The organism is Photorhabdus australis DSM 17609 (assembly GCF_000711895.1).
Taxonomy (GTDB): Bacteria; Pseudomonadota; Gammaproteobacteria; order Enterobacterales; family Enterobacteriaceae; genus Photorhabdus; species Photorhabdus australis.
The window spans coordinates 23,798-47,835 of record NZ_JONO01000005.1; the positions used below are offsets into that span (position 1 = coordinate 23,798).

The window sequence follows — 24,038 nt, forward strand, 5'->3', positions numbered from 1 at the left end:
TAGTTTTGCCGACCGACACCAACCCAAATACTCTGAAGTGTGGATACCGTCTTATGGAGCAAAACCCGCAGTCACAGCTAAAGCTACTTGTCACCCGTGGTAAGGAGCAAGGCTATCTGACCTATGCTGAGGTCAATGACCATCTGCCGGAAGATATCGTCGATTCCGATCAGATCGAAGATATCATCCAGATGATCAATGACATGGGCATTCAGGTAATGGAAGAAGCACCTGATGCCGATGATCTGATGCTAGCAGAAACTACTAACGACACAGATGAAGACGCTGTGGAAGCTGCTGCACAAGTCCTATCTAGCGTTGAATCTGAAATCGGCCGTACCACCGACCCGGTACGTATGTACATGCGTGAAATGGGTACCGTTGAATTATTGACCCGGGAAGGTGAAATTGACATTGCTAAACGCATTGAAGATGGCATCAATCAGGTACAATGCTCTGTTGCTGAATACCCTGAAGCAATTACTTATTTACTGGAACAATACGACCGCGTAGAAGCAGGTGAGGCTCGCCTGTCAGATCTAATTACCGGTTTCGTTGATCCGAACGCAGAAGAAGACCTCGCACCTACCGCAACTCACGTTGGTTCTGAACTCCCACAAGAAGAGCTTGATGACGATGATGATGAAGACGATGAAGACAACGATGACGATAGCGATGGTGATGATGACAACAGCATTGACCCGGAATTAGCTCGTCAAAAATTCCAGGAATTGCACGAACAGTATGAAATCACCCGTAAGGAAATTAAGAAACACGGCCGTAACCATGCAAATACTACTGCCGAAATCTTAAAACTATCAGAAATTTTCAAACAGTTCCGCCTAGTACCAAAACAGTTTGATTACTTGGTCAACAACATGCGTTCTATGATGGATCGCGTTCGCCTTCAAGAACGACAAATTATGAAAATGTGTGTTGAGCAGTGCAAAATGCCGAAGAAAAACTTCATCACTTTATTCTCCGGTAATGAAACTAGTGACATCTGGTTCACCGCTGCAAAAGCAATGAACAAGCCGTGGTCTGAAAAATTACTTGAGGTTGAAGAAGAAATACAACGTAGTCTGCAAAGACTTCGTCAGATTGAAGAAGAAACTGGTTTAACCATTGAACAAGTGAAAGATATCAACCGTCGTATGTCTATCGGTGAAGCAAAAGCCCGCCGTGCGAAAAAAGAGATGGTTGAAGCTAACTTACGTCTGGTTATTTCAATTGCTAAAAAATATACCAACCGTGGTTTGCAATTCCTGGATCTGATCCAAGAAGGCAATATTGGTCTGATGAAAGCGGTTGATAAATTTGAATATCGTCGTGGTTACAAGTTCTCAACTTACGCCACATGGTGGATACGTCAAGCAATTACACGTTCTATTGCTGACCAAGCTCGTACCATTCGTATTCCCGTTCATATGATCGAGACAATCAACAAACTCAATCGTATTTCCCGCCAGATGTTGCAGGAAATGGGACGCGAACCAACACCGGAAGAATTGGCAGAACGGATGTTAATGCCGGAAGACAAAATCCGTAAGGTACTGAAAATCGCCAAAGAACCTATCTCAATGGAAACCCCGATTGGTGATGATGAAGATTCACATCTGGGTGACTTTATTGAAGATACAACGCTAGAACTGCCGCTGGATTCTGCAACCTCAGAAAGCCTGCGCTCAGCAACCCACGATGTTTTGGCTGGGTTAACTGCACGCGAGGCAAAAGTATTGCGCATGCGCTTCGGTATCGATATGAATACTGACCATACACTGGAGGAAGTCGGTAAACAGTTTGACGTCACCCGTGAACGTATTCGTCAAATCGAGGCGAAAGCATTACGTAAACTGCGCCATCCAAGCCGCTCTGAAGTTCTGCGTAGCTTCCTTGATGAATAATCAAAAATTTTAATCATGCTTGATTGAAAAGCGTTTGCTCCGGCAGACGCTTTTGTTTTTTTACTCACAATACCAATATCAATCGCGATAAAAACTCTGATAATCAAACAATGGAGCAAAACCGAGACGTTTATATAAAGAAACACCATCAGCTGAAGCTTCCAGGTAACAAACTACCGCACCATTAATCCTCGCCTCATTTAGGGCATATTCTATCAATGCAGTCGCATACCCCCTTCCCTGCACTTCCACAACCGTACCAATATCATCTAGACGCGCCATATTATCCAGTATTGATAAAGTTAAAGAACATACAGGACTACCATCCACGTACAGCGCATAGTGTTTTAGTTGTTTTCCAGCTTCAACTGCCGCCTGATGCCGCTCCAGATATTGCCTGGTAACATTATATTCCTCAGATGCAAAAGCACTCTCAAGCGGAATAGACCAATCCTGCAAAACAATATCAACACATCGAATATCGTGATTGACTGGCTTGTTATGCCATTCAGATAAATTTAGTTGCATAGCAGTGGTCACCCCACCATTAACAAAATTAGCTTGTTGAATATCTTGCTGAACACGCAGGTCCTCATCCTCAACAAAAACAACGCCAAAAGGTAGCCCAGTATGTTCTAAAAATTTAACACCTGAACGCAGAAAATCACTTACATCAACACATCCTTTTGTTACCAACAAAAAATTAAAAATATCTGCTTCAATCCCAGTCACATATACCCGCACATGCTCGTTTATATGTTGAGACAACTGACTAATAGACGAGAAAAAGTAATTTTCCATCTGGTGATAAGAAGAAACAGAAGGAAGATGTTTATTATTCATATAATCACCCATAAAAATACATTGATTATCGTGATCATAATATAATCAACAACACAAAATATCTTATTAAAAATTAAGTCGATAACTTATAAAAACGTTAAATTAGCCATAAAAATAGCCAATATATATCGTTAACCTCTTTTACTACTTAATAAAAACCAAGTTTTGTATACAAAATGGTCATATAAATTTATAGGTCTAGACCGCAAGCAAAACTGTACGTATAATCCCTCTCACTCAACGGCCCCTTAGCTCAGTTGGTCAGAGCAGGCGACTCATAATCGCTTGGTCACTGGTTCAAGTCCAGTAGGGGCCACCAGATTTTAGCTGTGAAAACAGATAGATAGACCACTCAAGCAAGAGTGGTTTTTTTATGTCTTTTAGCCAGTGCCCCCTTTTTGTCCCCTGAGAAAATTTTTATGTCTCTGTTGTGCCATTGTTCATACACAAGGAAGATTGTTTTTTAACCGAACGAATCAAACGCGAAAAAAATTTTCTGCCAATGAAAATATATTTACTTAACTTAGTCGATTTCAATTTTCTAATAGCCACGAGACCGCACTAGTACTGTGTTTTGAAATTTCCTTCGGCTTATCTTCGTGATCTTACTTCTTACGTAAAATAGAAATATTTCCTTACTATCATTGTGTTAACCTTTCTGCCGTGATTCTTCCTGGATCTACAAACTGAAATTTCCTGAAAATCTTTTCAATCATTTCAGTTTGTGATTTCTCCCACTCCGCCAGTATTGGCGCGGTTTGGCAGTTTGCCTTGTAGGATTTTAAAACTGAAATAATTTTTTGATCCAAAACGTGCAGGCGGGTGCGGAGCCTGCTATCGCCCCTCTATGGCGATTCAGACAGGGGAGATTAACACCTCGCCGGAAATGAACGCCGGTCTGCAAACCCTGTTTGAATCGCCACCATCAAAGAGGGACATTGTCACTTAAGTTACCTTTTCCAATCCTCAAGATCTTGATGCTCAAGGCCACTAATGATTTCTTTGTGAAGTAATATTAAGTAATCTATCCCCAAAAAACATGAATATAAATTAATAATAAAAATAAATGTCATATTCTATCTGCGTAAATTAATTCAATGAAAATATGTGAAGATTATAACAACATTATGATAAAAATATAAAAACACATAAATTCCATATTTAATAATAACATAAAAAAAGAATAAAAATAAAATGATATAAAAATACTAATAATTTAACTAAGTTGCGTTAAAATAAAACATACCTAATATTGTTCACTTACAGCTAATACCAGCCTACTCAATTTGTTAAAAACGGCATCTAATATTAAACCAAACCATAGCAACTCCCTTCATATTCCCACACATTTTTACAACAAAAAAATCTCAAAAACTAAACCGATAATAAAAAAATAATAAAAACACCATTGGTTATTAAACATTAATTAAACAATTGTTGTTTTTTTGTCCCAAAAAACACAAACTGAAAATTTGTTTAAATTTTGTTTAACACTTAAATAGTATAATAAGCTGTTTAAGTTGTTTCATCCTGCTGTCTTAGGAAAAGAAATGGAATATATATATCAATATCAACCTGCTAGCTCAGGTATTCGACTGTTTACAGATTTAGTCGGAAAAAAAATCAGTCCCAGCCCCCATTGGTATTCTGCACAGAACCGCACTAAGTTTGCTTTGCGTAGTGCATTGATGCCAATATCAACACTAAAACTCTTAAACCAGATAGTTAATACACCATTTTATCTGGATATTTTGAAAAAACAGCCATGTTTGCCATCTAAGTTACATCGCCCTTATTTGAGTATCAACTTCAACAGGGGACAAACATTACGCGCAATAAATGAACATTATCAACTCTTATTTACCGGGTTAAATAAGTCCATTATTAATAAAATATTTTGTTCCAATGCATATCCATTAGCAGTTATCAATGGTAAAAGTGGAACTTATACTATTTTTATAGATTCCATGGACTGTTTTAATAAGGAAGGTGAACTCACTTTATTTATTAGAACAGAAGATAATAAAATTCTGGCAAAATGTGCCTTTACACTATTGACTATTGCCGGTAAAAAGACACTGTTTATTGGTGGACTACAAGGTTCTAAAGAAGACACGACCCTTGACATTATCCGCCATGCAACGAAAGATTGCCATGGTTTATTTCCGAAACGCTTGCTACTTGAATCCGTCTGCCACTTTGCTGCTCACTTTGGATGTCAGCAAATTCTGGCAGCCAGCAATGATACTCATATCTATAAAAGCCTGCGTTATTGGCACAAAAAGAAAGACAAATTAGTTGCTGACTACGACGCTTTTTGGGAATCATTAGGTGGAGAAAAGAAAAAAAATAAAGATTTTTATTTACCATTATCCATTGAAAGAAAATCTCTTGAAGATATAGCCAGTAAAAAACGAGCTGAATATCGCCGCCGTTATCAATTACTGGACGAACTGGACAATGAAATGCGGGATTCCCTGTCTTCAAATTAAAATTAGAATCAGGCAGTCAACTTTCTCAGGACGGCCTGATCTTAAAATTAATTTACCTTGGCTTAACCATCTGCCATTCAAGATGGGTTTTAACTGTAGGCCACTCACAGCTGATGATGCTGTAAACACAAGTATCCCTAATACTGCCCTCTTTAGATACAGTATGATTACGCAGAATTCCATCGAGTTTTGCCCCCAGCCGTTCTATCGCTTTCCGGCTCTGATGATTAAGAAAATGGGTACGGAATTCTACTGCAATACAATCCAATTCTTCAAAAGCATATTTCAATAGCAGATATTTCGCTTCTGTATTGATATGTGTCCGCTGAACAGAACGCGCATACCAAGTGGAACCGATTTCCACCCGGCGAGCATTAGGATCAATACTCATATAAGTTGTCATTCCAACTGCTTTACCCGTCCGAGGGTCAACAATAGCAAAAGGCAACATAGTGCCTTTTTCATGTAGAAATAAACGGCGATCAATTTCTTTGCTTAGCTCAGCCGGCGCAGGAATGCTGGTGTACCACAATTTATACAGTTCCCCCTCTTCAATTGCCTGTATAAATTCATCATTCCTCTGGTGTGTCAGAGGTTCAAGAGTAACTCCTTTTCCTACCAAAGTTATCCATTTAGTCATTTGCCTTTTCATAATAGTTGCTTTTTATCAAATAGATAGAAGACATTACCCTATCCCGTAACTAAAATCGGAATGAGGTTAATATATGAGAAATTCATCTTTCATTCAAAGTTAAACGACCACCGGCGAGGAACATGATAACTAATACAACTTGGAAAAAACTAACAATTTCAATCTGCCATGTTCCTGCCTCATCGTTCAGAAAAAAATATTAAGACCATGAAGGAACCAGATTTCATGATATCCATCACATTCATTTAACATTTTTTTCCCAATTAACCTTATTCCATCTAAATTTGAAGCATTATCTCATCCGACCACTTGGAATTTTACCCGGTGGTTTCGAGCACAATAACAATAATCTGATTATGATTGACAAACACCCGACGGAGATTGCAATGAGCCACTATCCTCACCTGTTTACCCCTTTAGACCTGGGGTTCACCACACTAAAAAACCGTGTTCTTATGGGATCAATGCACACCGGGCTGGAAGAACATCCCGATGGTGCTCAGAGACTTGCTCGCTTTTATGCTGAACGGGCTGCTGGAGGTGTAGCATTAATTGTCACAGGAGGCATTTCACCAAATAAGCAAGGTGTTATAGGAAAAGGCGGTGCATTCCTGGCAGATGAAAAAGAGCTTAACTACCACAAAATCATTACAGAGGCGGTTCATCAGGCTGATGGAAAAATTGCAATGCAAATCCTGCATACTGGCCGTTACAGCTATCAAACACAGCTTGTCGCCCCCTCTGCAATTCAGGCACCGATTAATCTATTCATACCTCGTGAAATGACAGAAAAAGATATTCTGCAAACAATTGCTGACTTCGCCCACTGTGCAAAACTGGCACAGCAAGCAGGCTATGATGGTGTGGAAATCATGGGCTCTGAAGGATATCTGATTAACCAGTTTTTGACTGCTCGTACCAATCATCGTCAAGATAAATGGGGCGGAAGCTTTGAGAATCGAATGCGCTTAGCTGTGGAGATTGTCAAAGCTGTCCGCCAGGCAACTGGACAAGAGTTTATTCTGATTTACCGGCTTTCAATGTTAGATCTCGTAGAAGAGGGTTCTAATTGGCAGGAAATCGAGCAATTAGCTGTCGCTATTGAGCAAGCAGGGGCATCTATCATCAATACGGGTATCGGCTGGCATGAAGCACGAATTCCAACGATTGCCACTATGGTTCCCCGCGCTGGATTTAGCTGGGTAACTCGAAAACTGATGGGGAAAGTTTCCATTCCACTGATTACAACAAATAGAATTAATGATCCACAAATTGCAGAACAAGTGCTAGCACAAGGTTGTGCCGATATGGTTTCTATGGCCCGACCTTTTCTGGCTGATGCTGAATTTGTTCTAAAAGCTCAACAAGGACGGGCTGATGAGATTAATACTTGTATTGGCTGTAATCAGGCGTGTCTGGACCAAATTTTTGTCGGTGAAATAGCCTCTTGCTTGGTTAATCCCCACGCTTGTCATGAAACAGAAATGGATGCCAAACCTGTGACTACGCCTAAAAAACTGGCGGTTGTCGGTGCCGGACCTGCTGGATTGTCATTTGCAGTGACTGCTGCCAGTCGTGGTCATCATGTCACACTGTTTGAACGTGACAGACAAATTGGCGGGCAATTCAATATTGCCAAACAGATCCCTGGTAAAGAAGAATTTCATGAAACATTACGTTATTTTCAACGTCAGTTAGAAATCCATCATGTTGATGTACGGCTGAATCAAACCGCAACTACAGAAACACTTTCTGATTTCGATGAGATAATCATCGCTAGTGGCATTGTACCTCGCCGACTCACTATTGATGGTATTCATCACGAAAAAGTGCTGAGCTACCTGGATGTATTAAGAGACAAAAAAACTGTCGGTCAAACTGTGGCTATCATTGGCGCCGGAGGAATTGGTTTTGATACTGCAGAATATCTAAGTCAGCCAGAAAAAAATACCAGCCTTGATAGTACCGCTTTCAGCGAAGAATGGGGTATTGATAAAAATCTGACACATCGTGGTGGATTATCTCCTAAAGGTCCTCAGCCGGAACCCTCCCCCCGAAAAATTTATTTATTACAACGTAAATCTACAAAAGTTGGTGAAGGATTAGGTAAAACAACAGGTTGGGTGCATAGAACCAATCTGCACATGCGTGGTGTGAAAATGATCAACAATATTCAATACCTGAAAATAGATAATCAGGGATTACATATCAGCTGTAATGGAGAACAGAGCTGTCTCGCAGTAGATAACATCGTTATTTGTGCTGGACAAGAACCACTAAAAGAATTGTATCAGCCATTACAACAAGCGGGAAAAACAGTGCACCTTATTGGTGGAGCAGACGTAGCAGCTGAGCTGGATGCCCGACAAGCTATCAATCAGGGAACTCAATTAGGACTGAGAATCTGATAAAAATGGTCTTGTATAAACCCGTGAAGATACAGTAGATACCCAAGCCGCGCCATTCCTGGCGCGGACTCCTTATTCTTTTTTACCAATTATTACATCTTCTAATGTCGGCCAGATTAAGCCTCTATCAATCAACTACGTCGAGTTAGCTGATCCGATGCCAGACGGTCATCTTCAGCCTGACACACAGCAGCGGTGAACAATACATCAGTAGAAGAATTCAGGCCAGTTTCTGCTGAATCCTGCAATACACCAATAATCAAACCTACCATCACCACCTGCATAGCAATTTCATTAGAAATGCCGAACATGCTACACGCCAGAGGGATTAACAATAAGGAACCACCAGCCACACCAGAAGCACCACATGCACAAATTGCAGCCACCACACTTAGCAACAATGCTGTAAGCAGATCAACCGGCATCCCAAGCGTATTTACCGCAGCCAAAGTCAAAACAGTGATAGTCACCGCTGCCCCTTCCATGTTGATCGTTGCCCCCAAAGGGATGGAAACAGAATAAGTATCTTCATGCAAATTCATACGGCGACACATAGCCATATTCACCGGAATATTTGCCGCCGAACTGCGAGTAAAAAATGCAGTTACACCACTTTCACGCAGGCAAGCAAACACCAGAGGATAAGGATTGCGACGAATTTTCCAGTAAACAATCAATGGGTTTACAACAAGTGCCATAACCAACATACAACCCAGTAATACACCCAGCAGATAGACGTATCCCAACAGAGTATTAAATCCGGTACCTGCAATTGTTGAAGACACCAAACCAAAAATACCAATCGGTGCCAAACGAATAACTACCCGAACAACCTGAGTAACCGCTTCAGACATATCATGAATTAGGGATTTAGTTGAATCCGTTGCATGACGCAGTGCGATACCAAGACTAATAGCCCAAGCAAGAATACCGATATAGTTACCATTCAGTAATGCATTCACCGGATTAGCAACAACATTCCCCAACATCCCTTTAATCACCTCCATAATGTTTTCAGGAGGAGACATCTGAGCATCATTGACAACCAATATCAGTTGTAACGGAAATATAAAGCTACCGACCACAGCAACCAGCGCTGCGGAAAAAGTGCCCAAGATATAGAGGATAAGAATTGGGCGAATATTGGTTTTCTGACCTTCTTTATGGTTAGCAATAGAAGACATAACCAAAATCCATACCAATATCGGAGCTACTGCTTTCAAAGCACCAACAAACAACGTTCCAAGCAAACTAACTGACTTGGCAACCGAAGGTGCTAACCACGCTAGCAGTATCCCTGCAACTAAACCTATCAAAATTTGTTTAACCAGGCTACCTTGCATAATGTAATACACGAAGCCACTCTTTCGTTTTTCCATAGCTAATCCATTTTATTAACAATTCTGCTGAGTCTATATTTTTGTGTTTGGTCCCTAAGTATAGGGAAGCCAAAAATGGTGAAAACAGCAACAGTTAAAATATACAACTCTGTCAGCACTTATTAACAATATATTTACATTTATGTGATCAAAACGGCAATTTATACATTTACAAAAGGCGGATTCGACTAATAAGTGCAATTTTTCAGAAGGGCGGTCAGTTGCTATAGTAGGCATCTTTCCCGCCACAGGAAAATGCACAATGACCTATATACAACTGACCGAAACAGAAAGATACCAGATTTCCAGTTTAAAAAAAGCAGGTTTTTCACAGCGTTTCATTGCTGAGTCACTTAAGCGAAGCCCGTCGACCATCAGCAGAGAGTTGAAGAGAAATCAAGAAGTTCAAACCTATTGCCCTGAACAGGCTCATTTGAAGGGATTAGCTCGTCGTCATTTTGCTAAAAAAGCCGTAAAAATAACGCCGGAAGTCAAAAAATGGATAAAACGGTTAATTTGGCAAGATTTAAGTCCTGAACAGGTGGTTGATTATTTGAAGCGGCATAAAGGGATATTTTTGCATCATGAGACGATTTATAGGCTGATTTATCAAGATAAAATAGAGGGGGGTGATTTATGGCAACATCTGCGAATTGCCAGAAAACCTTATCGTAAACGCTATGGTCGCTATGAAAAAAGAGGCAAAATTAAAAATCGGGTCAGTATTGATGAGCGTCCGGAATTCGTTGATAAAAAAGAACGTATTGGCGACTGGGAAGGTGATACGATAATGGGGAAAGATAAAAAAAGTGTCTTATTAACCCTGGTTGACCGCAAAACGTTGTATACCATAATTGTTAAACTTGATAGCAAGCGGGCATTAGAAGTCGCAAAAGCGGTAGTGAAAGTATTATACCCGTTAAAACAAAGGGTTAAGACCATCACATTCGATAACGGTTTGGAGTTCGCAGAGCATGAAATCATGAGTAAAAAATTAGAAACCCAAATTTATTTTGCTCACCCTTACTCGCCTTGGGAAAGAGGGATAAATGAGAATATCAATGGACTCATCAGACAATACTTTCCAAAGGGAACGGATTTTAATGAAGTCTCTGATCAGGAAATAAATTTTGTGGTAAACCGATTAAATAATCGCCCCCGAAAAACACGGGGAGGGAAAACACCGAATGAATTATTTAAAGGAATACGAACATGTTTACTTCCGGATTAACGATGTTGCACTTATTATGTGAATCCAAGAAACACAATCATTTGTTTTTATGTTTCACCCTTTTTCAGCAATTTAAACAGAAAAACCATATCCTTCTTCTCAGAAAGATATGGTTTCCTATTAAAAAAGAGTTGTTTGTTTAGTAGAACTTTTTAGCTTTACTCTTATTTATCCAAATGTTAATAATCATTGTTACAGTCAAAATACCCGCTATAGTTCCTAGAGAAATCGTCATAGGAATATGATAAACATCCATTATCAACATCTTAATACCAATAAATACCAAAATAACTGACAAACCATATTTCAACATCGTGAATTTCTCTGCCACACCTGCCAGCAGGAAATACATTGCACGTAATCCTAAGATAGCGAAAAGGTTAGAAGTCAAAATAAGAAAGGGATCTGTTGTCACAGCAAAAATAGCAGGAATACTGTCTACCGCAAAAATAACATCACTAATTTCAACCAGAATCAGGACCAGGATCAATGGAGTTGCATACAACAAACCATTTTCTTTAACAAAAAAACGTTCACCATGAAGACTATCAGTCATACGAATATGCAATCTTAACCAGCGGACAAAAGGCTTATCCTCTACTGGGGAATCATCCCCTTTTGCCAACGCCATCTTAACACCCGTTACCAACAGAAAGAGGCCAAACAGATAGAGTATCCAGCTAAATTGAGAAACCAGCCAACTCCCCGCAAAGATCATCACAGTACGCAGCACAATGGCGCCTAAAACACCATAAATAAGCACTCGACGTTGCAAATTTACCGGAATGGCAAAATAACTGAATAACATCAGCCAGACGAACACATTATCAACCGCAAGTGCCTTTTCAAGCAAATACCCCGTAAGAAAAGCCATTACCTGACTATTGGCGACAGTTTCCCCCAAAGTTTCTCGGAAATACCACCACAACCCTAATGCAAATAAGAGCGATAAACTTACCCAAATTACGCTCCAGACAGCAGCCTGACGGAATGACATTATCTGCTCTTTCTTGCGTCCCTGTAAGAATAGATCCAGCAGCAACATAACTGTTATTAAAACAGCAAAACTTCCCCATAAGACAGCATTACCCACTGAGTTCATTTTCTTCCTCTCACAAACAAAAACGGCTGAAGTCTCAGAAGACGCCAGCCGTTGCTATATTTCTTTCTCGCGTTATGGAGATGAATGTATTGCAAGCAACCTCGCCTTCTGGCAAGGTCTCACTTACAACACAGAAAATGCACCACCAGGTATAAATTCAAGGTTGCCCGGCTACCGGATGCTATTGCATCGTAATGACGATAAACCGGCTAAGGAAGTTACTCCCCTTTGCTACAGTGGAAAATAAATCAAACTCACACAAGAATCAATCATAAAAAAAATATTAACTTATAACCATAAAGATTAAAAAAGTTAAATAAATAAGTTACATGCATCATATCTGTAAACAGAAATCAGTAATCATTAAATATATAAATGGGTAGAATGACACAAACTACAAAAAAACAGGTTAAAACAGCAGAAAAAATAGCAATTAGTTTAAATAAGGAATCTAGCAAGCTAATCTCATCCGACCTGTTTATTATTCCATTACAATCAATGTTCAATTGATCACCAAAATTTTCTGTTTAGTCCCCCCTGATTTTGTTACAGTGTTGCAGGCACGTCATTTTCCTCTTTCAAAGGATTGGAAAGGCATTACAACCGGCCAAATAACTAAAATTTAATCAGCTTAGCCTCATGCTTTCAGGATGAATGAATAAAGGCATTTTAGGAACACCTGATGGAAATAGTAAAAGAACTTATATATGCACTTTGGCACCAAGATTATGAAACTCTGGCCAACCCATCCTTACTATGGGCCATTTATATCATGCTATTCTTGATTCTATTCCTTGAAAGTGGCCTGCTTCCCGCGGCATTTTTACCTGGAGACAGCCTGCTTATATTAGTTGGAGTATTAATCGCCAAAGGGGCAATGAGTTTCCCTGTAACAATTGCAATATTAACTGCCGGAGCGAGCTTAGGTTGCTGGGTCGGTTACCTTCAAGGGAAATGGTTAGGAAATACCAAGATAGTACAAGGCTGGCTCTCTCACCTTCCAGCCCATTATCACCAAAGAGCTTACAGTCTTTTTCACCGCCACGGCCTGTCTGCTTTGCTTATCGGACGTTTCCTTGCATTTGTAAGAACCTTATTACCAACACTTGCCGGTCTGACGGGCCTACAAAATAGTCGATTCCAGCTTTTTAACTGGCTCAGTGGCCTCCTATGGGTAGTTATCCTTACCTCTCTGGGCTATGCACTCGGTAAAACCCCCATTTTCCGTCAGTATGAAGATCTGGTAATGAATTTCTTGATATTGCTACCACTTGCTTTACTTATTATTGGTTTTAGCGGCAGTTTGTTAGTTGTATGGCGCAAAAAAATGTGCCATTCCCCTCAAAAAAAGTAGTTAATTCTAAAAAAATAGAAAATTTCTCTCTGTTGCAGACAATTGTATTGTTTGCAGCAGAATAGTGAAATAACGCTAATGTTTTTCATTCATCTTCCAAAATATAAGCTATATTTAATGATAGCCTTTTCCACAACCAGGAAAAGCAACTAACGTAAGTTAAATATCCATATCTTATACGAGGAGTAGCCTATATGATGCAGAACAAAACTACTGAAGATTTACATGTTGAACTAAAATCACTGGCGGATACATTGGAAGAAGTGATCAAAAATTCCGGCGATAAATCAAAAGTCGAACTGGAAGAACTTCGTGGCAAAGTAGAAGAAGTAATCAAAGATACTCGCTCTAAGCTCGGTAGTGCCGGTGATATGATCGTTAAGCAAACAAAAGATATGGCAGTTCGTGCTGATGACTACGTTCACGATAAGCCATGGACAAGCATCGGTATTGGTACAGCCATCGGTGCCGTATTAGGTGTATTGTTAGCTAAACGCTAAGTATGAGTAATTCATCCAAATCTCAAGGCCCCGGTAAAGGGGTCCTTGATATTCTTCAACGCATTGCCACTACCGTTATCGAGATAGTAGAGACTCGTTTACAATTGATCGTTGTAGAGTTGGAAAAAGAGAAAGCAACTCTGATACAACTGATAGTCATTGCTAGTCTGACACTGCTATTTACCGCTTTCGGCCTGATGTGTCTGCTTGTGATGATTCTTTGGGTCATCGATCCCACCTGGCGCTTTACTGTATTGGTTAGCACCACGGGAACTTTATTTCTTCTGGCTCTTATTGGCCTCATATGGACTATCAGAAAAGCGCGAAGCTCAACCTTACTTAGCGCAACTCGAGAGCAATTAAGGATTGATAGAGAAATGCTGGAGGATAACAACAATGAGTAAACTGGGCCAGAAAAGGAGACTAAAAAAACAGCATCTACTCAGAAATATCCAACAGCAACGGCTTGAACTCTCCAACAACGCACAACTCTGGAAAAATCTCACCGAACCTTATGACAAAAGCTGGCAAAAGCTTTTGTCATTAAAACCTTATCTCCAAATTGGAGTCAGTGTCATTTCCTTATATGGCCTTCGCCACCCAGTGGAATTTTATCGTTTGGCACACCACATCATTCGGGCATTGAAATGGAAATAGTAATAATTTTTCATAATATACTTCATTGATGATCACTCTGGTTGCATACATTCAAAAACTTTGTATAAAATTGTTAATAATCCTTGCTTACAACTAAATTCATCTCTCTTTAGTATGCATTCTATCCGCTAATGATTAGCAAATTGTACTATTTCAAGTTGGTACAAGTTAATCATCAAATAAACCATTGTGATTTACTGTACATCTGGAGTTGTTAATGAAAAAGTTTGAAGACAGTGCTCTGCTAGTAGCCCGTATTTTAATGCCAATCCTGTTTATCATTGCAGGCTATGGGAAATTAGGTGATTCCTACGCGGGTACTCAACAATATATGAGTGCTATGGGCGTTCCAGGCTTCCTATTACCACTGACGATTTTACTTGAACTGGGTGGCGGCCTGGCAGTTCTGTTTGGTTTCTTGACGCGTACCACCGCCTTATTTACTTTTGGTTTCTGTATTCTGACTGCCGTTCTTTTCCACAGCAATTTTACTGAAGGCATGAACCAGACTATGTTTCTAAAGAACCTGACTATTGGTGGCGGCTATCTGTTACTGGCTATCACCGGCCCAGGTAAATTTAGTATCGACCGACTGATAAATAGAAATTGGTAATATCCTGCCGAGAGATCTGGAAAATCTTTCGGCTTACTTTAATCCATAGACTCAATTTTTATTGAATTATAGTGATTCCGCCAGGTGAGATAGTTATTTTTTTCAGGATAAATAGCTATCCCACTTTTTGAAAAAATGGACAAGCATTTTCTAAATATAAATGGATAACTCAGTTATAAAGAACGCAAGCTTATTTTACACCCTCTGACATGCCCTGGGAACGAGGGGTCAATAAAACCAATAATTGACTTATTTAACAATACCTTGCAAAGGAAAAAGACTTTTCGCCAGAGACAAAACAAGAAATAAGATTCATCATAAATAAATTGAGCAATCGCCTACATAAGATATTAGGGTATAAAACACTTAATGAGTTATTTTAAAATAAATAACATCATTTTATAGTATAAATAAAGCAAGTTAAATAAAGGGAATAAAGTGGAAATTTAAAAATAACATTCATACAGAGAAAGTCCGTTTGCTACCCTATCTTATCTAACTCCCCTACTTTATCACGATTAATATTAATAAGTTAACAAAATGGCAATTAAGCCACAATACAATAAAATGAATAATTATTTTTCCATTTAAATTCTCATTTATAAAAAAATCAAAAAATTAATTTACTGATATTATAGAAAGAATATAGAATGCATTTAATTTATTCCTTTAAGATAATTATATTAAAGACGAAATAAATATAAATTATTAATAAAATAGTTAATAAGAAACTCAGAAATATTTCCTAAATGTAAATTTAATAAATGAGCAAGAATGGCTCACCAATTCTGTGAGCCACTTTGCAATCTTCTTAAGAAGACATCATAATCCTATCGCTTACATAGCTGCTATTTACCGACTAGCAAATAACTTAGGGATTTCCCGCAAACACCAGGATTTCGCTTCCCCCATACTGTCTCGTCGCCATGCCATAATAATATTTGCGTCCTGACTGTATTCAGAACTAATCACCCGCAAACGACCAGCAGCAATATCTTGTTCCACCATAGAATAAGGCATGGTCGCCACCCCCAAGCCAGCTAAGAGAGCTCGACGTTTATCTTCCAGAGAACTGACCGTCAAACGCTGCTGCTTATCTAACAACTGAACCGTCAATACCGGGCGCTCCCTTGCTGTATCTGCCACAGCAATACCACGGTACTTCACTCGCGTCACATCAGACAAAGGCTCTGGTTCTTGGTGAATAGGATGCTCAGGGCTAGCTACATATACATTAGTAATGCTGTAAAGATGACGCGAGTTAATTTCTGCCGATGCGCGGAAATGCATATCTGGCGCAATAACAATATCCGCCCGGCCAGTTTCCAGTCTCTCCCACGAACCAGCCAAAACCTCAGTCAATAAAGAGAGCTGGGTATTCGATTTCTGGGCAAGTTTGCCCACTAGAGGAAACAATGAAGATGCCGGAACCAGCGCCTCACAAACGATTGTCAGATGTGTTTCCCAACCCCGCGCTAATGCTTCTGCATCAGCGGTTAATTTATCCGCAGCCTCAAGTAATTGACGTCCACGCTCAAGTAACATACGGCCAACATTGGTGAATTTAGTTCTATGACCCGAACGGTCAAATAGCACCACATCCAACTCATCTTCTAGCTTTTGCATCGTATAGCTAAGAGCAGAAGGAACTCGACCAAGTTCATCAGCTGCCGCAGCAAAACTTCCCCGCCGGTCAATAGCATCCATGACCCGTAGAGATTCCAGTGTAAGCGCTCGTTCTTTGCTCATATTTTTCTCAATCAGGAAATTTGAATATGGTGACCAGATTAACTGGCTAACATTTCGCCGTCCAGATAATTACTATTTTAGTGTGTGTTTTTTAAGGTAATCGCTATCATGATTATAAGCAGAGAAGCAAAGCAATGTGGAAAAGCTGATTATGGTTGGCTACAAGCTCGTTATACATTTTCATTTGGTCACTATTTTGATCCGAAATTTTTAGGCTATGGCGCTCTACGCGTGCTTAATCAGGAAACTATCGCACCAAAAGCCTCTTTTCAGCCTAAATCTTACCCACATGTAGATATATTGAATATTATTCTACAAGGGGAGGCAGAATATCGCGACAGTGAAGGCAATCATATCAGAGCTTACAAGGGAGAATGCTTGCTGTTTTCTACTCGTCAGGGTATTAGCTACAGTGAACATAATATCAGTGCTAATAAGCCACTAACCCGCTTACAACTTTGGCTAACTGCCGTCCCTCAGCAGGAACATTTACCATTACAGCGGATGAGATTATCAGATCAGACATTAACTATGCTGGCCTCTCCAACCGCAGAAGATGGCAGTATGCAATTACGCCAGCAAGTTTGGGTCAATCATATTTCTCTTAATAAAAATCAATCTCATTATCTGCAATTAAAAGGAAAAAATGCTTATCTGCAATCTCTAAATGGGAACATAAAAATAAAAGGTAATTCGAAGGATAACGCTTTGATTAAATGTGGAGATGGCGCTTTTATTCACGAAGAAAATCGTCTGACTTTAAAAGCCGATACTGAATTTCAGGGTTTACTCATTGATCTGTCAGGCTGAAAAAGTAAAAGCCCCACCAGGTAACAACCTGATAGGGCTAAATTCGTGAAGTTGACCGATAAGCCGGGTTCTGTCGTGGACAACCATTCATCTAGGCCAGTACTTGCGCACTGGCTCAAGCAGCCTACCCGGGTTCGATACGGGCCGTACCTAATGAACCCCTATTTGGCCTTGCTCCGGGTGGAGTTTACCGTGCCACGAACTGTTACCAGTCGCGCGGTGCGCTCTTACCACACCCTTTCACCCTTACCTGATCCTACAACAAGTAGGCCATCGGCGGTTTGCTCTCTGTTGCACTAGTCGTAGGCTTTCACCTCCCAGACGTTATCTGGCACCCTGCCCTATGGAGCCCGGACTTTCCTCTCCTCTACCTACCATCCAAAGGATAATGATAAAGCAGCGATTGTCTGGTCAACTCCGCCGCGGATTATAAGAGGTTTGTCTGATTATGTATAGATGTTTACTGATTATCTGTCTTGTTTATCAACAACTATCACTATTCTTCATTCTGTCCTACGGCATGACGATAAAGTGCATTTTTCTTTACTCCATGAATCTCTGCTGCCAATGCAGCCGCTTTTTTCAGCGGCAGTTCTTGCTGAAGAAGTTCCAGCGTTCTTAATGCCTCTGGAGGTAAAGCATCATCCGCAATTTTTTTATAACCTTCGACAATTAATACCATTTCACCACGACGGCGGGTTTCATCTTCTTTAATCCATGCCAGAAGCTCACCTGCCGGCATTCCCTGAATTGATTCCCAGGTTTTTGTCAGTTCCCGCGCCAAAACGACATAGCGTTCAGCCCCCCACACTTCAACCATATCTTCCAAACCCTCGATCAGACGATGAGTAGACTCATAAAAAATTAAAGTACGCGATTCTTGTTCCAAAGCCCGTAAAGTATCCTTACGGCTTTTACTCTTAGCGGGTAAGAACCCTTCATAACAGAAACGATCAGATGGCAAACCAGCAGCAGACAATGCGGTTATAGCTGCGCAAGGACCTGGAAGAGGGACAACATGAATGCCTGCTTCACGACAACGGCGAACAACATGATAACCAGGGTCATTAATCAATGGAGTTCCCGCATCAGAAACTAATGCAATACTCTGCCCCTGCTGAAGTTTTGTAATTAATTGATCTGCTTTCTGCTGTTCATTATGATCATGAAGTGCGAACATGCGCGCATTAATGGCAAAATGTTGAAGCAACAAGCCCGTATGTCGCGTATCTTCTGCCGCAATCAAATCGACATGCTCAAGAACTTCAAGCGCACGCTGAGTAATATCGCCCAGGTTTCCAATGGGGGTTGGTACAACATATAGCGTGGATGTCGTAACCACTGCTCGATTGGGTTGATTCATTGTTTCATCCGAATGACCGATTTAAAATTGAGCATCTTTGAAAAAAACATCGCTGGATACAGTATGCTTTCCTCAATTTTTGTGCGTATCAAAACTGGTTTAGTCTGTTCAGCTATGCTGGCAGTTATGATCATCGCAGGGTGTACCATGCCTGACCAACAAGGGCAACAACCTTCGCAAACTCTGGACAAAGTCAGTACAGAAATCGCCCATTATCAATCCATCATTGATGCTGCCAATGGCGAACCTTCTCTTGATGTCATCCGTGCTTATATCGCTCAGGAACCACTTCTGAAAGATAATGCTGCTCATCAAAAAAATATTGATGATACCTGGCAGATACTCACCCGCCTTTCTCCGCAAGATAGCCGTGGGTTAGTCATCAACGCTGATGAAAATGTTCTGCAAGGCTGGCTAGACTTACTCAGTACCTATCAGGATAACAAACAGGACTCCGACAAACTACAGGCCGCTATCCGTGACTGGAAAATTCGTTATCCGCAAAATCCCGCGGCACAATCACTTCCAATCCAATTACAACAGGAAGCTATCCAATTACCAGGCACCAATGCCCGTATTGCACTGTTCCTACCATTAAGTGGTCACGCAAAAGTATTTGGTGAAGCAATCCGTCAAGGTTTTCTTGATGCTCAAGCCGGTTTACCAAGCCCATCAATACCAACAGAGAATCCGGCAAGCTTATTGATAGTTAACAGCAATGACACTCCAGATGAAACGATGCCTAATAATGCGACGTCAAATGTAACTACACCAACTGAATCAACTGTACCAACCGTTCAGCCAACACCTGCCATAGCAACTACACCGGTTAACACGCAACAAGTCAAAATCTACGACACTGCAAGTCAACCACTAGAAAATTTATTAATTCAAGCTGAACAAGACGGCGTGAATTTAGTTGTTGGGCCGTTACTTAAGCCCGACGTGGTTAAATTGGTTCAGCTTAATACCCCACTGAATATGCTGGTGCTGAACGAATTAGATAATGCCCCTCCTCAGCCCAATATCTGTTATTTCTCTTTATCGCCGGAAGATGAAGCAAAAAATGCCGCAGAGCATATTTGGCAGCAGCAAAAACGGAATCCTCTGATATTGGTTCCTCGTAGTAGCTTTGGTGACCGAATTGCCAAAGCATTTGCGGAGGAATGGCAAAAACAAGGAGGTCATACTGTTTTGCAACAAACCTTTGGCTCTTCTGCCGAACTGAAACAATCAATTAACAAAGGTATTGGTATTCGCCTGACCGGAACAGCCGTTGGCGTTAATGTAGCAAACAACCAACCGATGCCAACTACCCTTGGTAGCCTGGAAATTCCCCAGATAAATACAGATGCAGTTTCCACCTCTAATGGTGCAGTAGATGCCGTTTATATTGTTTCTACTTTGGATGAACTGACTCTGATTAAACCAATGATTGATATGGCAACCAGTTCCCGCAATAAGCCTGCTCTATATTCAAGCTCTCGAAGTAATCAAGCAGGTGCCGGTCCTGATTTCCGTCTGGAAATGGAAGGAATGCAATTTAGCGACATTCCATTAATAGCGGGAGCTAACCTGCCACTGATGCAGCAAGCAGCCGGTAAGTTTGCGAACGATTACTCGCTGATGCGCCTTTACGCTATGGGTATTGATGCCTGGTCACTAGCAAATCAGTTCAATCAGATTCAACTGCAAAGTGATTTCCATCTCAATGGTGCTTCCGGTATGCTATCTGTTCAGGAGAATTGTACAATTTTGCGACAACTCCCATGGATGCAGTATCATCGTGGTCAAATCATTACCCTTTAATTTAATAGTTGATTGCCGCTGGTTACCAAGCGGCATTTAAATTCAAGCAATTCATTTCAAGATGAAAATGAAAATAAAAAAGCCGACAAGTTATTTGCTGGGACGCAGCTATGAAACGCAGGCAAAGTTATTCTTACAAAAACAAGGGCTATCTTTTATCGCCGCGAATGTCAAAGTGCATGGTGGTGAAATTGATCTGATCATGAAAGACAAGCAGACTTGGGTCTTTATTGAAGTCCGCTTTCGCAAACTAGAACAACATGGCGATGCACTGTCGACCATTACCCTTAGTAAGCGTAAAAAATTATTACACGCCGCCGCAGTGTGGCTGTGTCAACGAGGCGAATGTTTTGAAACTACTTCTTGTCGCTTTGATATTTGTGCTATTACTGGTCAAAGATTTGAGTGGTTGCCAAATGCCTTCAATCAAAATGAGTTCACTCGTTAAAATGATACTGAGTAGGTTATAAACGTGCTGGATAGAATTAAAGTCTGTTTTACGGAAAGTATTCAAACTCAGATTGCAGCTGCGGAAGCATTACCTGATGCTATCTCTCGTGCTGCAATGACGATGGTTGAGTCATTACTCAATGGTAATAAAATCCTTTGCTGTGGCAACGGTGGTTCAGCCGCAACGGCACAGCGGTTTGCAGCCAATATGATCAACCGGTTTGAGACTGAACGTCCAAGTCTTCCTGCATTATCCCTTAACGCAGATAATGTGGTGATAACTGCGATTTTAAGCAGTAAACAGCATGATGAAATTTATGCTAAACAGGTTCGAGCATTAGGTCAGCAAGGCGATGTGTTATTAGCTATCTCCACTCATGGTAATAGCCGTGACGTTGTTAAAGCTGTCGAAGCTGCTGTAAACCGCGATATGACGATTGTCGCCCTAACTGGCTACGATGGCGGTGAACTTGCTGGCTTACTAGGGCCGCAGGATGTGGAAATTCGTATTCCATCGCATCGCAGCACCAGAATTCAGGAAGTTCATATGCTGACAGTTAACTGCCTATGTGACTTAATCGACAATACTCTCTTTCCCCATCAGGATGACTAAGGAACCAATCATGCGATTTTTCTCCCTCTTAACTATGGTTTGTGCCGCTGTAATGTTACAAGGATGTATTGGTGCTGCGGTAATAGGTTCCGCCGCCGTAGCAACCAAAACGGCAACTGATCCCCGCACTATCGGTCAGCAAGTCGATGATGGCACTCTGGAAGCACGTGTGAGTAATGCGCTTAACGAAGACAAACAACTCAAGGAACAAACTCGAATTATTACTACTGCCTATCAAGGGAAAGTTTTGCTGACAGGCCAAAGCCCAGATTCCAGCCTTTCAGACCGTGCTAAACAAATCGCATCACGTGTTAACGGAGCGCAGGTTATTTACAATGAAATTCGTCAGGGTAAACCTGTTGAATTGGGTACTGCATCTAAAGATACTTGGATCACCACCAAGGTACGTTCAAAAATTCTGGCGAGTGACTCGGTTAAATCTTCCAACATAAAAGTCGTTACAGAAAACAGCGAAGTCTTTTTACTGGGAATTCTGACTAAGCAAGAAGGCAACGCCGCAGCAAAAATTGCCAGCGAAACTGACGGAGTAAAACGGGTAACAACTGCATTCACTTATCTAAATTAAGTATTACTGAAAGTGACAGCATAATAAGCTATCCCCAAACGTATTAAGCCGCGCCTGCCATTATGGCGCGGGTATTTTGCGCTTTTCCATCGATATCTGCGTCAAACCTGGTGATCTTCTACTTCTTCCCTGAATTATTTTTCATTAACTCATTTTTCTTAAGATAGCTCACTCCCCCTAACAACCGCATTTGCCGTAAAATCCATTGTTGACGCTGTAAAACATAAGCCGAAGGTGCACTAACTTTATAACGATGTGGGTTAGGTAATACTGCTGCAAGTAAGGCCGCTTCTGACATTGTCAACTTACTAGCCGATTTATGGAAATAATGTATGGATGCTTCTTCAACACCAAAAATACCATCACCAAATTCTGCAATATTAAGATAAACCGTGAGAATCCTACTTTTTGTCCATCCCAACTCAATGGCAAAAGTCATCACTGCTTCCAATCCTTTCCTCAGCCAGCTACGCCCATCCCATAAAAATAAATTTTTAGCTGTTTGCTGAGAAATCGTTGAAGCCCCTCGAAGTCTTCCAAGGTCATTTTTATTATGCTCAAGTGCCTTTTCGATAGCATCCAAGTCAAATCCCCAATGCTGAGGAAATTTTTGATCTTCCGCAGCAATAACAGCTAATGCGATATTTGGCGAGATTTGCTCTTGCTCTATCCAGACAGAACGAGAAACATAAGAAAGATTAACTGATAACCAAGCACTAACCTGACGTTCAACCATAACCATAGAAAATGGCACTGGCAAAAATGAAAACGCCCCAACAGAAACTATCCATAAGATAATGACTGAAATTACGATTTTTTTAAACCAGCGCCATAAAAATTGAAAAGAGTTTCTCACCCGGTTACTCAGTCATTTCCAATACTTTTCTGACAAGTTTATTAATTCCTGCCTCTGCTTGAGAGATAGATTCAGCAAGCATATAGGCTGGAGTTGTAACAATTTTATTTTCTAAATCAACAACAATCTCATCTACTTTACAAGCTACGTGTATTCCTCCCATTTTCTCTATTTGGGCAACAGTATTGGGATCATGACCAATAGTTAATTTCACCGGTTTATTAAGTAGCTTTGGCAACATAACAGGAGCAATACACATAAACCCCATTGGTTTATGTTGCTTATGCATAGCCCTCACTAAACTTAACAAATCCTTATTTATTTCGCAGTCAACTTCTTTAACCGCAAAGTCACATAAATTCTTTACAACACCAAATCCCCCAGGAATGATCAGGGCATCAAATTCATCTGCATTTGCCTGTGACAAAGGCTTAATTTTTCCTCTTGAAATACGTGCAGATTCCTGTAAGACATTACGTTTTTCACCAACTTCTTCGCCGCCAATATGATTAATAACATGAAGTTGTGGCTGATCAGGTGACAAAAAACTCGTCTTAACACCTAAACGGTCTAAAGAAAGCATAGTTAATACTGACTCATGAATTTCACTGCCATCAAATACACCACATCCACTTAAGACAACCGCAACTGATTTCATACCTCTCTC

General features: G+C 40.6%; 23 protein-coding genes, 1 tRNA gene and 1 other RNA gene. 15 read left to right on the forward strand and 10 right to left on the reverse strand.

Annotation, left to right across the window (positions count from 1 at the left end; translation table 11 throughout):
- Window positions 1-53 precede the first annotated feature (53 nt).
- Window positions 54-1,904 (forward strand): RNA polymerase sigma factor RpoD, encoded by a 1,851-nt coding sequence (gene rpoD / locus BO26_RS01920; RefSeq protein ID WP_036768367.1) that lies wholly within the window; start codon window positions 54-56, stop codon window positions 1,902-1,904.
- 78 nt (window positions 1,905-1,982) lie between these two features.
- Here rpoD and BO26_RS01925 read toward each other — a convergent pair whose 3' ends face one another.
- Entirely contained in the window at window positions 1,983-2,747 is a 765-nt protein-coding gene (locus BO26_RS01925; RefSeq protein ID WP_036768369.1) for a GNAT family N-acetyltransferase, read from the reverse strand.
- Window positions 2,748-2,989: 242 nt separating this feature from the next.
- On the opposite strand from BO26_RS01925, the gene BO26_RS01930 reads away from it, so the two are divergent.
- Window positions 2,990-3,066: transfer RNA gene (locus BO26_RS01930), tRNA-Ile, on the forward strand.
- Between the two features lie 322 nt (window positions 3,067-3,388).
- On the opposite strand, the gene BO26_RS24775 is transcribed toward BO26_RS01930, so the two are convergent.
- A complete protein-coding gene (locus tag BO26_RS24775) occupies window positions 3,389-3,556 on the reverse strand; it encodes a hypothetical protein (RefSeq protein ID WP_477706999.1) in 168 nt (55 codons plus the stop codon).
- Between the two features lie 741 nt (window positions 3,557-4,297).
- Here BO26_RS24775 and BO26_RS01935 point away from each other — a divergent pair.
- Window positions 4,298-5,239 (forward strand): VirK/YbjX family protein, encoded by a 942-nt coding sequence (locus BO26_RS01935; RefSeq protein WP_036768370.1) that lies wholly within the window; start codon window positions 4,298-4,300, stop codon window positions 5,237-5,239.
- 52 nt (window positions 5,240-5,291) lie between these two features.
- On the opposite strand, the gene BO26_RS01940 is transcribed toward BO26_RS01935, so the two are convergent.
- Window positions 5,292-5,891, reverse strand: a complete 600-nt coding sequence (locus BO26_RS01940) for a GNAT family N-acetyltransferase (RefSeq protein ID WP_036768371.1) — start codon at window positions 5,889-5,891, stop codon at window positions 5,292-5,294.
- A 386-nt stretch (window positions 5,892-6,277) separates the two neighbouring features.
- On the opposite strand from BO26_RS01940, the gene BO26_RS01945 reads away from it, so the two are divergent.
- Window positions 6,278-8,299 (forward strand): oxidoreductase, encoded by a 2,022-nt coding sequence (locus BO26_RS01945; RefSeq protein ID WP_036768372.1) that lies wholly within the window; start codon window positions 6,278-6,280, stop codon window positions 8,297-8,299.
- 131 nt (window positions 8,300-8,430) lie between these two features.
- Here the strand turns inward: BO26_RS01945 and sstT are convergent, their stop codons facing one another.
- The gene (gene sstT / locus BO26_RS01950; protein WP_036768373.1) at window positions 8,431-9,678 is read right to left on the reverse strand and encodes a serine/threonine transporter SstT; all 1,248 of its coding nucleotides are present in this window, start codon (window positions 9,676-9,678) and stop codon (window positions 8,431-8,433) included.
- Window positions 9,679-9,940: 262 nt separating this feature from the next.
- Between sstT and BO26_RS01955 the strand changes: the two genes are divergently transcribed.
- Window positions 9,941-10,909: an IS30 family transposase gene (locus BO26_RS01955; RefSeq protein WP_036768374.1), complete on the forward strand. Its 969-nt coding sequence runs from the start codon at window positions 9,941-9,943 to the stop codon at window positions 10,907-10,909.
- Window positions 10,910-11,048: 139 nt separating this feature from the next.
- Here the strand turns inward: BO26_RS01955 and BO26_RS01960 are convergent, their stop codons facing one another.
- Window positions 11,049-12,011: a TerC family protein gene (locus BO26_RS01960; protein ID WP_036768375.1), complete on the reverse strand. Its 963-nt coding sequence runs from the start codon at window positions 12,009-12,011 to the stop codon at window positions 11,049-11,051.
- Window positions 12,012-12,693: 682 nt separating this feature from the next.
- On the opposite strand from BO26_RS01960, the gene BO26_RS01965 reads away from it, so the two are divergent.
- The 5 genes from BO26_RS01965 (at window position 12,694) to BO26_RS01985 (ending at window position 15,135) form a co-directional block, all read left to right on the forward strand.
- The gene (locus BO26_RS01965) at window positions 12,694-13,365 is read left to right on the forward strand and encodes a DedA family protein (protein WP_036768376.1); all 672 of its coding nucleotides are present in this window, start codon (window positions 12,694-12,696) and stop codon (window positions 13,363-13,365) included.
- Window positions 13,366-13,559: 194 nt separating this feature from the next.
- Window positions 13,560-13,865 carry an ElaB/YgaM/YqjD family protein gene (locus tag BO26_RS01970; protein ID WP_110882646.1) on the forward strand — a complete coding sequence of 102 codons (306 nt, stop codon included), beginning with the start codon at window positions 13,560-13,562 and terminating at the stop codon, window positions 13,863-13,865.
- A 2-nt stretch (window positions 13,866-13,867) separates the two neighbouring features.
- On the forward strand, window positions 13,868-14,269 hold the full coding sequence (locus tag BO26_RS01975; protein ID WP_036768378.1) for a phage holin family protein: 402 nt from the start codon (window positions 13,868-13,870) through the stop codon (window positions 14,267-14,269).
- A complete protein-coding gene (locus BO26_RS01980; RefSeq protein WP_036768379.1) occupies window positions 14,262-14,522 on the forward strand; it encodes a YqjK-like family protein in 261 nt (86 codons plus the stop codon). The genes BO26_RS01975 and BO26_RS01980 overlap by 8 nt, the downstream gene beginning before the upstream one ends.
- Before the next feature lie 217 nt (window positions 14,523-14,739).
- Window positions 14,740-15,135, forward strand: a complete 396-nt coding sequence (locus tag BO26_RS01985) for a DoxX family protein (protein WP_036768380.1) — start codon at window positions 14,740-14,742, stop codon at window positions 15,133-15,135.
- 852 nt (window positions 15,136-15,987) lie between these two features.
- Here BO26_RS01985 and BO26_RS01990 read toward each other — a convergent pair.
- The gene (locus tag BO26_RS01990; protein ID WP_036768381.1) at window positions 15,988-16,884 is read right to left on the reverse strand and encodes a LysR family transcriptional regulator; all 897 of its coding nucleotides are present in this window, start codon (window positions 16,882-16,884) and stop codon (window positions 15,988-15,990) included.
- A 108-nt stretch (window positions 16,885-16,992) separates the two neighbouring features.
- Between BO26_RS01990 and BO26_RS01995 the strand changes: the two genes are divergently transcribed.
- Entirely contained in the window at window positions 16,993-17,694 is a 702-nt protein-coding gene (locus BO26_RS01995) for a pirin family protein (RefSeq protein ID WP_036768382.1), read from the forward strand.
- Window positions 17,695-17,737: 43 nt separating this feature from the next.
- Here the strand turns inward: BO26_RS01995 and rnpB are convergent.
- Together rnpB and rsmI are read right to left on the reverse strand one after the other, a co-directional pair.
- Window positions 17,738-18,113: RNase P RNA component class A (rnpB, locus tag BO26_RS21455), an RNA gene on the reverse strand.
- Between the two features lie 77 nt (window positions 18,114-18,190).
- The gene (gene rsmI / locus BO26_RS02000; protein ID WP_036768383.1) at window positions 18,191-19,057 is read right to left on the reverse strand and encodes a 16S rRNA (cytidine(1402)-2'-O)-methyltransferase; all 867 of its coding nucleotides are present in this window, start codon (window positions 19,055-19,057) and stop codon (window positions 18,191-18,193) included.
- Window positions 19,058-19,120: 63 nt separating this feature from the next.
- Here rsmI and BO26_RS02005 point away from each other — a divergent pair, with 63 nt between their 5' ends.
- The 4 genes from BO26_RS02005 to dolP all read left to right on the forward strand — a co-directional run bounded on the left by BO26_RS02005 (window position 19,121) and on the right by dolP (window position 22,515).
- Window positions 19,121-20,866: a penicillin-binding protein activator gene (locus tag BO26_RS02005; protein WP_036768384.1), complete on the forward strand. Its 1,746-nt coding sequence runs from the start codon at window positions 19,121-19,123 to the stop codon at window positions 20,864-20,866.
- 67 nt (window positions 20,867-20,933) lie between these two features.
- The gene (locus BO26_RS02010; RefSeq protein WP_036768500.1) at window positions 20,934-21,314 is read left to right on the forward strand and encodes a YraN family protein; all 381 of its coding nucleotides are present in this window, start codon (window positions 20,934-20,936) and stop codon (window positions 21,312-21,314) included.
- 24 nt (window positions 21,315-21,338) lie between these two features.
- Window positions 21,339-21,929, forward strand: coding sequence for a DnaA initiator-associating protein DiaA (gene diaA, locus BO26_RS02015; protein WP_036768385.1), 591 nt, complete (start codon window positions 21,339-21,341; stop codon window positions 21,927-21,929).
- Window positions 21,930-21,939: 10 nt separating this feature from the next.
- Window positions 21,940-22,515 (forward strand): division/outer membrane stress-associated lipid-binding lipoprotein, encoded by a 576-nt coding sequence (dolP, locus tag BO26_RS02020; protein WP_036768386.1) that lies wholly within the window; start codon window positions 21,940-21,942, stop codon window positions 22,513-22,515.
- Window positions 22,516-22,633: 118 nt separating this feature from the next.
- On the opposite strand, the gene mtgA is transcribed toward dolP, so the two are convergent.
- Together mtgA and elbB are read right to left on the reverse strand one after the other, a co-directional pair.
- Window positions 22,634-23,371, reverse strand: coding sequence for a monofunctional biosynthetic peptidoglycan transglycosylase (gene mtgA / locus BO26_RS02025; RefSeq protein WP_036768387.1), 738 nt, complete (start codon window positions 23,369-23,371; stop codon window positions 22,634-22,636).
- Window positions 23,372-23,375: 4 nt separating this feature from the next.
- Window positions 23,376-24,029, reverse strand: coding sequence for an isoprenoid biosynthesis glyoxalase ElbB (gene elbB / locus BO26_RS02030; RefSeq protein ID WP_036768388.1), 654 nt, complete (start codon window positions 24,027-24,029; stop codon window positions 23,376-23,378).
- Window positions 24,030-24,038 lie beyond the last annotated feature (9 nt).